This window comes from Cryobacterium inferilacus (assembly GCF_019599185.1).
Taxonomy (GTDB): Bacteria; Actinomycetota; Actinomycetes; order Actinomycetales; family Microbacteriaceae; genus Cryobacterium; species Cryobacterium inferilacus.
On sequence record NZ_JAIEUL010000006.1, the window covers coordinates 175,041 to 186,708 of the forward strand.

General features: G+C 64.2%; 10 protein-coding genes. 5 read left to right on the top strand and 5 right to left on the bottom strand.

Going from position 1 to position 11,668, the window contains the following annotated elements; translation table 11 throughout:
- Positions 1 to 184 precede the first annotated feature (184 nt).
- Complete coding sequence (locus tag K2F54_RS07855) at positions 185 to 1,207, bottom strand: LCP family protein (RefSeq protein ID WP_220605305.1); 1,023 nt, start codon at positions 1,205 to 1,207, stop codon at positions 185 to 187.
- Between the two features lie 150 nt (positions 1,208 to 1,357).
- Between K2F54_RS07855 and K2F54_RS07860 the strand changes: the two genes are divergently transcribed.
- Both K2F54_RS07860 and K2F54_RS07865 read left to right on the top strand, forming a co-directional pair.
- On the top strand, positions 1,358 to 1,525 hold the full coding sequence (locus K2F54_RS07860) for a hypothetical protein (RefSeq protein WP_220605306.1): 168 nt from the start codon (positions 1,358 to 1,360) through the stop codon (positions 1,523 to 1,525).
- A gap of 64 nt (positions 1,526 to 1,589) precedes the next feature.
- Positions 1,590 to 1,982, top strand: a complete 393-nt coding sequence (locus K2F54_RS07865) for a hypothetical protein (protein ID WP_220605307.1) — start codon at positions 1,590 to 1,592, stop codon at positions 1,980 to 1,982.
- Here the strand turns inward: K2F54_RS07865 and K2F54_RS07870 are convergent, their stop codons facing one another.
- A complete protein-coding gene (locus tag K2F54_RS07870; protein ID WP_220605308.1) occupies positions 1,983 to 3,038 on the bottom strand; it encodes an LCP family protein in 1,056 nt (351 codons plus the stop codon).
- Between the two features lie 896 nt (positions 3,039 to 3,934).
- Here K2F54_RS07870 and K2F54_RS07875 point away from each other — a divergent pair.
- Positions 3,935 to 5,248 carry an O-antigen ligase family protein gene (locus K2F54_RS07875; RefSeq protein ID WP_220605309.1) on the top strand — a complete coding sequence of 438 codons (1,314 nt, stop codon included), beginning with the start codon at positions 3,935 to 3,937 and terminating at the stop codon, positions 5,246 to 5,248.
- A 500-nt stretch (positions 5,249 to 5,748) separates the two neighbouring features.
- On the opposite strand, the gene K2F54_RS07880 is transcribed toward K2F54_RS07875, so the two are convergent.
- The 3 genes from K2F54_RS07880 to K2F54_RS07890 all read right to left on the bottom strand — a co-directional run bounded on the left by K2F54_RS07880 (position 5,749) and on the right by K2F54_RS07890 (position 8,455).
- A complete protein-coding gene (locus K2F54_RS07880) occupies positions 5,749 to 6,519 on the bottom strand; it encodes an HAD-IIB family hydrolase (protein WP_220605310.1) in 771 nt (256 codons plus the stop codon).
- Positions 6,519 to 7,832, bottom strand: a complete 1,314-nt coding sequence (locus K2F54_RS07885) for a UDP-glucose dehydrogenase family protein (RefSeq protein ID WP_220605330.1) — start codon at positions 7,830 to 7,832, stop codon at positions 6,519 to 6,521. Before K2F54_RS07885 ends, K2F54_RS07880 begins: the two co-directional genes overlap by 1 nt.
- A gap of 185 nt (positions 7,833 to 8,017) precedes the next feature.
- Positions 8,018 to 8,455, bottom strand: coding sequence for a sortase (locus tag K2F54_RS07890; RefSeq protein ID WP_220605311.1), 438 nt, complete (start codon positions 8,453 to 8,455; stop codon positions 8,018 to 8,020).
- Positions 8,456 to 9,285: 830 nt separating this feature from the next.
- On the opposite strand from K2F54_RS07890, the gene istA reads away from it, so the two are divergent.
- Positions 9,286 to 10,767, top strand: a complete 1,482-nt coding sequence (istA, locus tag K2F54_RS07895; protein ID WP_220605312.1) for an IS21 family transposase — start codon at positions 9,286 to 9,288, stop codon at positions 10,765 to 10,767.
- Positions 10,764 to 11,495 (top strand): IS21-like element helper ATPase IstB, encoded by a 732-nt coding sequence (istB, locus tag K2F54_RS07900; RefSeq protein ID WP_220605313.1) that lies wholly within the window; start codon positions 10,764 to 10,766, stop codon positions 11,493 to 11,495. The genes istA and istB overlap by 4 nt, the downstream gene beginning before the upstream one ends.
- Positions 11,496 to 11,668 lie beyond the last annotated feature (173 nt).

The window sequence follows — 11,668 nt, forward strand, 5'->3', positions numbered from 1 at the left end:
TGTCGAGACCCCGCGAGATGGTCGCGACCTCACGTTGGTCGAGCCTGTCGAGACCCAGCGAGATGGTCGCGACCCTACGTTGGTCGAGCTTGTCGAGACCCCGCGAGATGGTCGCGACCCCACGTTGGTCGAGCTTGTCGAGACCCCCCGCGGGTTTCGACAAGCTCAACCAGCGAGGACAAGCTCAACCAGCGAGGGTGACGGTGTCGCTGCGGAACGCCTCCTGCAGCCCGGGCAGCCGCTGCCAGTCGATGTTCACGATCGGGTGGCCCTCGTCGGTGGTGCGGCCGTCGGTGCCCGCGGTGGGGATGGTGAAGAACGCCACGTCCTCGGCGCGTACCTCCCGCATCGCCACCCCCAGCGCCACCAGGTCACCCGAGGTGAGCTGCTCGTCGATGGCCAGGTGCGGGGTGACGGCGCCCACCACCGAGCCCACCGTGCTCGGGTTGGTGAGCGTCTCGGCCTGCAACACCCCGCCGAGCAGCGCCTTGATCAGCAGCTGCTGGTTCTGCACCCGCTGCATGTCGCCGCCGGCGAACGCGGCCCGCTCCCGGGCGAAGGCCAGAGCCTCGGCGCCGTCGAGGTGCTGCGCGCCCGCGGCGAAGGTGCGGCCGGGCAGGTAGTAGGAGTCGAACGCGACGGGGTTGTCGATGCTGACGCCGCCGAGGGCATCCGTCACGGCTTCGAAGCCGGCGAAGTCGACCAGCGCGACGTGGTCGACCCGCACCCCGATGAGGGACTCGACCGTCTGCACCGCCAGCGGCACCCCGCCCAGCGACAGCGCGGAGCTGATGCTGGTCTCGCCATGCCCAGGCACCGGCACCCAGCTGTCGCGGGGAATGGACATGATGCTCAGGCCCGAGCGGTCGGCGGGGATGTGCACGACCACGATGGTGTCGGAGTGCTGCCCGGCCAGGTTGGCCAGCGAGCCGTCTTCGCCCCGGTTGTCGGAGCCGAGCAGCAGGAAGTTCTGCGCCGCGGCCGCCTCCCCGGTGACCACCGCGGGCCGTTCGGCGGCGGGCGGGAACGCGAACGGGATGCGCTCCACCGACTCGAAGGTGCTGGTGACCGACCACAGCACCGCGGTGATCATCCCCGCCACGACCAGGGCGATGACCCCGTTCACGGCCAGCACGATGCGCCAGGTCTGGCCGGGCCGGGCGGCGGCCGCGGGTGTCGGCGGCAGTTCGGTAGTCACTGCGGGCATCAGGTGGCCTCCTGCGAGCCGGGCGGGTGGGCGGTGCCGCCACCATAGACCGGGCCCTCAGAGGCGGCTAGGTCGCCCCGACACGCTCAACCCGAATTGGGGGCGATTAAGGGGTTCCCTCCCCGGGCCGGTTCTCGCTAACCTGCTGCCATGAGTTTTCGCCGACGTACTCGTCGGCTTAGGCGTTGGTACCGACGACACGAACACAGCAACGGGATGCTCGCCGCCCGCATCACGCTCATCGCCCTCGCCGCGGTGATAGTGGCCGTCATCGCCGTGCAGGCCATCAGCACGCAGCAGGTCTCCCCCGTCTCCTGACGCCCAGCCATAGCCATTCGCTCGCGTGGTTGGCACGTTCAGACTCGATGGGTAGGCCCACCCAATGCGCACACTTGCTTCGGCCACCGTTCTGCTCGGCGTCATCCTGCTCTCGGGCTGCACCGGCCCCGAGCCCGAGCCCACCCGCTCCGCCACTCCGACACCGTCTGCCACTCCTCTGACCGAGTCCCAGCAGATTACCAAGCAGACCAGGACCGTGGTCAACCTCTACAGCAAGCTGGTCTGTACAAACCTGGCTGAACATCCCGACACTGACCTCAACGTCGCGGTGGATAAGGTCCTGGCCACCTACGCCACGGAGGGCCTTTCTGAAGACGCTCGAGTGCAAGTCGCACACAATGTTCTTGAGCAGTCGGCCGCAAAGGACTGTCCTGACCAGACGGAGCGCATCCTGGAGGGCCTCGCTATCGCCGTGGAAACAGACACCACCGAGTAACTACCCCGCTGCCTGAACCTGCAGCTGCGGCGGCACCGCCACCGTCTCCACCGCGTCGGCCCTAAACGCCTCCTGCACCCCGGGCAGCGCCGCCCAGTCCAGGTTCACGATCGACTGACCGTCCGCCGAGGTACCCGTGCCCGTAGTGGGAATGGTAAAGAACTGCACGTCCTCCGAACGCAGTCCGCTGAGCTGTGCCGCCAGCATCCCCAGGTCACCCGTTGTCAGCCCGTCGTCCACGGCCACGTGCGGTTGCACCGCCTGGATCACGCCTCCCATTGTCACCGGGTTGGCCAGCACCGACTTGTGCATCAGCCCGCTGAGCAGCGCGCTGATCAGAAGCTGCTGGTTGCGCACCCGCTGAAAGTCTCCGTCGCTGAACGCGTACCGTTCGCGGGCGAACGCCAGCGCCTGCTCACCGTCGAGGTGCTGCACACCCTGCGGGAACGAGTGCCCTTTAAGATGGTACGAGTCGAACGCGATGGGATTGTCGATGTCCACTCCGCCGAGAGCGTCAGTCACGGCCTTGAAACCGGCGAAGTCCACCACCGCGACATGGTCGATGCGGGCGCCGATTACGCCCTCCACCGTCTGCACCGCCAGCGGCACCCCGCCATAGGCCAGGGCCGCGTTGATCTTCGCCTCACCGTGCCCGGGGATCTCCAGCCAGCTGTCCCGGGGAATGGACATGACGCTGAGGTGCTCTCGGTCCGCCGGCACGTGCACGATCACGATGGTGTCGGAGCGTTGCCCGCCGATGTTCGCGATCGACGACGAGCTCGCGCCGCGGGTGTCCGAGCCCAGCAGCAGAAAGTTGAGAGCGGATGCGGCCTGCCCCGTCGCCTCCGGCGGCCGGGCGGCCTCGTCGGTGGGGAACGCGTCGGGGATCTTCTCCACCGCGTCGAAGCTGCTGGTGAGGGTGATCATCGTCACTGCGGCGACCCCGAGCACCACCAGCGCAAACAGCCCGAACACCACAAAGACGATGCTCCAGGCCCGGCGACCGGGCGGTGGGGCGGCGGCATGGCGTGCGTGCTCGTGCTGCGCTGTGGGCATCGGGTTGCCTCCTGAGCAGGTGGGGGATGCGCACAACATAGACCGGCACCGACGGGCCGCCTAGGGCCCACCTAGACGCCCTCCCTCGAACTGGGGCCCTCTTTCAGGGCTTGACGGGTCGGTAGCCCACACCGCGCCCACCGCGGTCCGCGCTCGTCGACCGCGCCCCTCAGCGCCACATGGTCCATGCGTGCCCGAGCGTGGCCTTGGCCCCGGAGAGTGGACACGGTTAAGCAGCGAGTTGGATCTCAGCGGCCTGTGACGAGTACTGCACCTCGAACTCCACTGACGTGACATGCCCGATCGAGGAATGCCGTCGGCGGCGGTTGTAGCGGTCCTCAATCCACTCCGAGACGCCTCGGATCGCCCGGGCCCGGGTGGGCCAGACTCGGCGTATCAAGTCGCTTGACCTTCTGCGCCTGCGTAGAGCTTCCCGGCACATGGGACATATCGAGGTTGGCCGGAACTCCATGGCTCAGAGCTTCTCTTGGCACCCTTGAAACCGAGTTGTACTACGTCCGTGTCTGGCCCAACCGGGACCGCGCGCTCGGCACCGTCCCAAAGTCGGATAGAGGACGACTACACTTTCGACCGAAGCCTCTCCCCGAACGGGTACCTCACCCCAGCGAGATCCAAGATGGAATCCCCGCCGAAGCCCGCAGAGCTGCAATTCAGCGCTAAACCGTTGAACACCCTCCCCTACCAGAGCCAGCACTCTCCGTCGTGGCTTGCTAGCAAGACCTGATCGCGAGGAAGGTAGACTAGCGCTTCGTTAGCGAGATAAAGGGGAGCGCGTGACTGGGACTGGCGTGACATCTCGCAGCAGTCGCGAGAGACTCAACCGCCGAGGTGAACAAAGCCTCCTGCGTACTGGACCGTGGTTTGAGCGGCTTCTGATGCTCGCGATCGTGTTGATGCCATTTCAGTACGCGCTCACAATCTCGATCGGGTTTCCGCTCAAGATCAGCGAGATACTGCTCGTGGCCGCGATTGCACTGTATGTCGCGGGCCCCAATAAACGACACATTGGCTGGGATTTCGCTAGCTGGACGGTCACGATAATGGCCGCAGTGCTGGCGTTATCCTCAGTCGCAAACTTTGCCTACACTGGAATGCTGGCACCCCTAACCTACGACCGCGACTTGCGCGTCGACCTCCTTCTCTACTTCGGCTACGGACTCTTCGCGCTCGGCGCTTGGGCAATGATCCGCCGGATTGACCGGGAGAAGACAGCTCGTGCGATAGTCGCATCAATATGGGCGTGCGGAGCCGCTGTGCTACTCCAGTTCGCCGCTGCTCTAACCGGCAGCACTGCCATGATCGCCGCACTAGGTTTCCGCACGCTGGGTGTTACCGGCGACGTGAGTTCACTCCGTTCAGGGCCTTTCCTCGAGGGACAGCATCTGGGATTTTTTGCCGGCGCGGCACTCATTGTTGCCATCTACCGAAAGTCCTGGGCTGCGGTTCTCGTGGCGTTAGCCTCGATTGTGTACTCGCAGTCCACGACCGCCTATATCGGGCTAGCGGTTGGCGTGTTCGTGGTCGTCGCCTTTAGCCTGACCACCCGGGTCGTAGTCTGGGTCGGTCTTCTCGCATCGGCTGGCGTTCTCGCCACCCTAACATTCCCCGCAGTCGGAGGGACGGTTGGCCGACAGCTAGCAAAACTCGGCTTCACAGAGTTCGCGCCCGAGTATGCCTACGCGACAACGTCTCTCAACCTTCGGGGCGTGAAGACCCAGGTGGCGCTCGATATGATGTGGGACAGTCCGGTGTTCGGGGTTGGGCCAGGACGGTTTGGGGCTTTTTTCCCCACGTACCGCGGAAACTACTCCCTCGCGTACGCGGGATCCGATGCGAGACCAATCGCCGAAAACGCCTACGGGCATATTGGCGCAGAATTGGGCGTTTTCGCGCTGGCCGCATTCATCGGTCTAATCCTGTTTACGCTCGTTGCTAACCGCAGGGCATCTGCTCTTATGCTGATCTTGGCTGGCTATCTCGCGGTCAGCGTGTCGACACAGTCTTCATGGACATTTCTGCCCATCTGGGTGTTCATTGGCATCCTGTGCGCAGCGCCGCCACACAAAGATCAAGAAGGTAGTCGCGAGCGCCCGGTTGAAGTCGCCGCAAAGATCAGTGGACGCCCTCGCGAATCACGCAACTGGGAACCCGCTCAAGCGCGATTCGATAGGCTCAAGAAAGAGCCATAAGTTTGATCAAGTGGTGCGGCGTTGGGTAGAAGACACCCAGTTTGTCATGTCGGAAACACACACCCGCCGCGAGTTCCTACGCAGCTGGGACGCTACCTCGCTCCCCATTCAGGAAGATGAACGCCCTCATCGCCAGACACGAACGATAGAAGCGTGAATAGATAATTCGCCGGTCAGACCGTCACTATCTGGGCGGAGCTCGCCAGCACCCACACGCTCCTCGGGGACGACCGTTCCCTCACGGCTGACCGCCGCGGACCTGGACCGGCTCATTACGCGCGGCGCACGACCAAGACGCCCCGAGCCCGTCCTGCCTGCGCTCAACCCCGATAGCCCCTCTGGCATCCAAAGTCCTGTACAGGTTGACCGCACCGCGACCCGCGACGGAGTCGTCACCCTTCTCGGCTACCGATTGACGCTCGGCGTCCGAAACGCTCGACGACGCGTGACCATGCGAATCGACGCCGGCCTGATCCATGGCATCGCCGACTGCCACCTCCTCAAACGGCCTTCAATGAAGGAATTAGTTCTTCGAGGAAGGCAGCGGTGTCCGTCCAGCCCTCCACGGCCACGCAGTCGACTCCCATCGCCTTGACGGGGTAATCGTTGCCGTCTTCGTCCAGGCGGTCACCAACGAAGAGCATGTCGCCGAGGGGGACTCCGGTCAGCTCGGCTAGCCGGTTCATGCCGTAGGCCTTGTCGATACCGCGACGAGTGATGTCGACCGAGGTGGACCCACCAGAGCGAACCTCAAGGTCGGGCAGCAGCGCTTGCACGGCCTCGCGCAGGGCGGTCTTCTTGGCGCCGTCGGCGTCCCACTGAGTCTTCGCCGCGACCGGGGCGGCCTGACCGAGAGCTGAGAAGGTGATCTGCGAGCCGCGGTCTTCGAGGATCGGACCCCAGGTCTCGCTCTCCCAGTAGCCGAGCTCCTTGGCCGTCTTTTCGACGGCGGCCAGGGCGCGCTGCTTCTCGTCGTCGGTGAGGTTCTCGGCGTAGATCTGTTCCCAGGTACCGTTCTGATGGCGGTAGTACTGGGTGCCACAGGTCGGCATGAGGTGCAGTCGGGTGAGCGCTGCAGCATCAACGTCGTTGAGGTTGTCGACCACCTGCATGGTGAACTGCGCGAAGTTACCGCCCGAGATGATGCATACCTCGGCAACGTCGAGCAGCTTCACGAGCAGATCGGCCATGCGCGGGTCGATGGGTGACTTCGACGCGGCGAGGGTATCGTCCAGGTCGAAGGCGACAAGTCGAGGGTTCTGCAATGCCATTAAGGTCGGCCCAATCCGTAGTAAGTCCAGCCGGCGGCGCGCCACTCAGCCGCGTTCAGGGTGTTGCGACCATCGATGATGGTCTTCGTCTCGACCAGGGTCGCAGCCCAGGTTGGATCAATGGACTTGAATACCGGCCACTCGGTGACGAGCACCACGGCGGCTGCGCCGCGCAGCGTCTCCTCGATGTCGGAGGAGTAGCTGAGCTGCGGGTGCCGAACTCGGGCGTTCTCGATCGCCTGCGGGTCGGTGGCGACAACGTCGGCACCGAGACCGCGCAGTTGCACGGCCACATCGAGTGCCGGCGAGTCCCGCACGTCGTCGGAATGCGGCTTGAAGCTGAGCCCGAGCACCGCGACCTTAGCGTTGAAAATCGGGCGCCCGAGTCCCTCAACGGTGAGGTCAACAACCCGCTGGCGCCGGCGCAGGTTGATGGAGTCGACCTCCTTTAGGAACGCGACCGAATCGCCGCGGCCGAGCTCTTCCGCCCGGGCGGTGAACGCTCGAATGTCCTTGGGCAAGCAGCCACCACCGAAGCCGACACCGGCATTGAGGAAACGGCGGCCAATCCGGGCGTCGTACCCGATGGCGTCGGCCAGCTGAGTGACGTCGGCGCCGGATACCTCGGCGATTTCGGACATGGCGTTGATGAAGCTGATCTTGGTGGCCAAGAACGCATTCGCCGCGACCTTGACCAGTTCAGCGGTTGCGAAGTCGGTGACCACAAGGGGCGTCTCTGCGGCAATCGCTGTGGCGTAGATCTCGTTGAGCTGGACCACGGAACGCTCGCCAGCAATGCCAGCTGCCACTCCGTAGACCAGTCGGTCCGGGCTAATGGTGTCCTGCACAGCAAAGCCCTCTCGCAGGAACTCGGGGTTCCAGGCCAGAGATGCACCGCTGCCTGATTCGGCGATTAGGGCGGCCAGGCGAGCCGCAGTCCCCACGGGCACCGTGCTCTTGCCCACGACCAGGTCGCCGGCGTCAAGGTGCGGTAGCAACGCGGTGACGGCAGCATCCACATAGGTCAAGTCAGCGGCGTAGCTGCCCTTCTGCTGCGGCGTACCCACGGCCAAAAAGTGTACTTCAGCTCCGGCTGCCTCTGCGATGTCGGTGCTGAACCGCAGCCGCCCGGAAGCCAAAGCCGACGTGAGTACTTCGGGAAGGCCGGGCTCGAAGAACGGGGTTCGCCCTTCGCTGAGCGCGGATATTTTCGCGTCGTCAACGTCTATGCCGACAACCTCGTGGCCGAGCTCTGCCATGGCCGATGCGTGAACGGCGCCGAGGTAGCCGCAGCCAATTACCGATATCTTCATTCGTGTTTCCCCATATATTCGAGCATACCGGCTGCAGCTTTTCTGCCTTGTGACGACTGAAGGAGGCACGGCAACGCGCTCCCCCAAAGCGAAAGGCCCCGAACTTAGTTCGGGGCCTTAGCAGTGCTGGCCTAGCAACCTCACGCAGTGTCGGAAGGTGGTGCCTCTAGCCGGGCGGAGGGCCGTTACGCGTTGGCGCGCTGGCGGCGTACGACGGTGAGTGAAACCATCAGGGCAATGCCGAGCAGGAGCGCGCCAGAGGCTGCCCAGATGGCGAGCATCGGAGCGTCGTAGCCGGTTGCGGCGAGGCCACTGTTGGAACTGACCGAGCCGGCCCCAGCGCCAGCCGCGGCGTCAGCGGAAGCGACTGTGAGCGATGCGGTGCCGACGGTGCCGGAGGTGAGACCGGTCGCGGTGACGGTGTACGTGCCTGAGGCGTCAGTTGGCAGAGTGACATCGAGAGCGACGGCTCCGGTGTCGGTTGCGGACTTGACGAGGCTCTGCGAGTTCACGACGGCCTTGAAAGCTGCAAGGGTGGCGCCGGCAGCGTTCTCGCCGGTAAGAGTGAAGGAGACCGACTCGCCCGGGGTGAAGGATCCCGCGGTGAAGGCTACTTCGACCACGGCACCTGGGGCCGGCGTGCCCGATACAGCGATGTTTCCGACCGGAACGTATCCCGCGGCGTTAGCTGCGGTCGGTACTGCGATAACGGCAAGAACCGCAAGAGCAATTGCGGCGACAGTTTTTTTGAACATGGTGGTACCCCCTGCTGATGGTGCAACGATTTTGCCGACACTGGCGATGCTTCGACTGAAGCGGTCCCCAATGGGGACGTGTCCACAATATGGGAGATTAACAGGTGATATCCATATTTAATGTTTCATTTCTGTGAACACCTTGATCGGCTTCGGCGACGGCGACCGGCCTACTATGACTGCCCAACGCCTAGAATTATCTTCTGAGCAGGGCTTCTAGTACATGTGAGCAAAAATTCAATCGCTTTCGCGAACGGCGGGAACGGCGGAACAGATCAACTCTGATCCCAGCACATGAAGCGCTGAAGCTTCACAGTGGGGGGGGAGAGAGCACGCAACAGGTCAGCATCGCCAGGAGGGAACCACGCTTCATGCCCCCCTTGTGAGTCCGACAATCACTCCGAGGTGTGTACTCCGGCACGGCTGTGTGTGATCAACTCTTTGTAGGCCGTTTCAGCGCTGGAATCCTGCCAAGTTAGCGGCCGGTTTCCTGCCAAAAGAGCGCTAAGAATCAGGCCAGTCGATTCCCCTCCAAGACCTTGGATTTGGGGAAGACGCAGAGATTGAGATCACCGGTGGCCGAGGCCGTCTTCAGCGAGCTGGAGACATGGGCCCGCCACCCCCAGATAGGTTCCTATCGGCGCAGCAACTGCCAAGCGGTCGCGCCGGAAGGAACCAGGAAGCAGATGACGGTACCCATGTCCGTGCAAGAAAATATCAGAACACTCGACTCCCACGGAATCCCGGGCCGTGAAATCGCCCGCCGATTGGGAGTCAGCCGCGACGCGGTGACCAAATACGCCGGGCAACGCGACTACTCACCGAAGCCGCCGGCACCGGTGGGCCGGCCCGGCGGCTCCGCAATGACCGGGTTCGAAGCGACCGTGGAGACGTGGTTGAGCGAGGACCAGCGCCGGCCGCGCAAGCAACGCCACACAGCCAAACGGGTCTTTGACCGGTTGGTCGCCGAGCAGGCTTTCAGCGGCAGTTACTCGCCGGTGCAACGCTTCGTGAAGAAGTGGAATGCGCTCCACCGCCAGGCCGGGGAGGGCTTCACGGAACTGGTCTGGCCCGCCGGCACCGCGCAGGTCGACTTCGGTCAGGCTGAGGCCATCATCGGCGGTATCCGGCAGGTCCTGCACATCTTCGTCGTCACGTTCCCGTTCTCGAACATGCGTTTCGTGCAGGCCTACCGCGGCGAAACCGCCGAATGCGTCTGCCACGGGCTCCGGACCGTGTTCGACCACATCGGCGCCGCACCACGGCACCTGGTGTTTGATAACGCCACCGGCATCGGCCGACGCGTGGGCACCAAAGTCGTTGAGACCAAACTGTTCGGCGCGTTCAAATTGCATTACCGGTCGGAGTCCCGGTACTGCAATCCGTACTCCGGCAATGAGAAGGGCAACGTCGAAAACGCGGTCGGGTTCCTCCGCCGCAACCTGATGGTCCCCGAGCCCGAGGCGGCCACCCTGCAGGGTTTGAACGAGGTGCTGATGACACGGTGCCTGGCGTTGGCTGAGGCCACCCACTACCGGAAAGGCCTACCCATCAGCGAGCTCTTCGCCCAGGACGTCGCCGCTTCTCTGGCGTTGCCTGGCGTCGGGTTTGACCCGGTGCGTTACGAGTCCCGCACCGCCGACAAGACCGGGAACCTGCTCATCGATGGGAACACCTACGCGGCCGGGTCGTCCTTCCACAGCCGCACTCTCACCGTCGGGTTGCGCCACGACGTGATCGAGATCCTCGACGAGCACGCCACCCCGGTGCGTTCCTTTCCACGCGCGTTCGGCCGGCAGACCGAGACGATCTTCGAACCCGCATCATTGCTGCCATTGCTGGTGACCAAGCCCGGCGCCTGGGGCCATTCCCAACTCCGACCGTTGGTCCCCGCCCCGGTGCGGGACTGGCTCGACACAGCCACCGCCACCAACCGGCGCCGACTGCTCAGCGCCGTCGATGCTGCGTCGGGATCAGCCGGTTTCGACGCCGCCATCACCGCAGCTGACCTGCTCATCCAGCGCGGAGATACCCCCGAGATCGCCGCGTTGGGCATGCTCGCCCGGCGCCTGGCCGACGGCACCACCCGGGCAGTGGAGAACGTGGACTTGAGCGTTTATGACATCTTCACCACCGACGCCTTCGCCACCGTGAACACGCTGACGGGAGAGATCGCGTGAGCCTCGTCACCGTGCAGGACATCATCGATACCGGCCGGCAGGCATCGCTGACCAACACGGTGCTGGCCGAATGGGCTGAGAAAGGCACCCCGAAACAACGCGAGTACCTCCACGGAATGCTCCTCGCCGAGCACGAATCCCGGCAAGCCTCACGCCGCCAACGACTCTTGAGCGCCGCCCGGCTACCGGCCCTGAAATCACTCGCGGGTTTCGACTACTCCAGCGTCAAGTTCCCCGAGGACTACGGCCGGGAAGAACTGACATCGCTGGAGTTCATCAACCGGGCCGAGGACCTCGTCCTCTACGGCGATGTCGGAACCGGCAAAACCCACCTCGCCAGCGCGCTGATCGCTGCGGCCTGCCGTCAGGGAATCCCGGCACGCTTCTTCACCACCTCATCCCTGGTCATGCAGCTGCGCCGAGCCAAGGACGAAGGCCGCCTCGATCGGGAGCTGGCCAACATCGCGAAAAACCGTCTCCTCGCGATCGATGAATTTGGCTACCTACCGATCGATACCGAGGGCGCCCGGCTCCTATTCCAAGTCATCGCGGACGGTTATGAGAAAAGAAGCCTGATCATCACCACAAACCTCGAGTTCTCCCGCTGGGGAACGGTATTCGGCGACGACAATATGGCCGCAGCCGTCATCGACCGCATCGTCCACCACGGCCGCCTCCTCCAGTTCCGCGGCGAGTCCTACCGAGTGAAGCACGCCCTCATGAAATAGACCCGGCGGACCCCGGAAACCGGCCGTTGAGTCCGCCGTGTGAGTATTTGCGGGTTTGGGGGCCAGTGAATATTGCCTTCGGGGGCCACCGGTATCGCCTTTGGGGGCCACGCAGTCGCGCGGTCGGGGGCCAGCGGCGCCCGACCGCGCGAGTGTCTATGCCGTGACCTGGC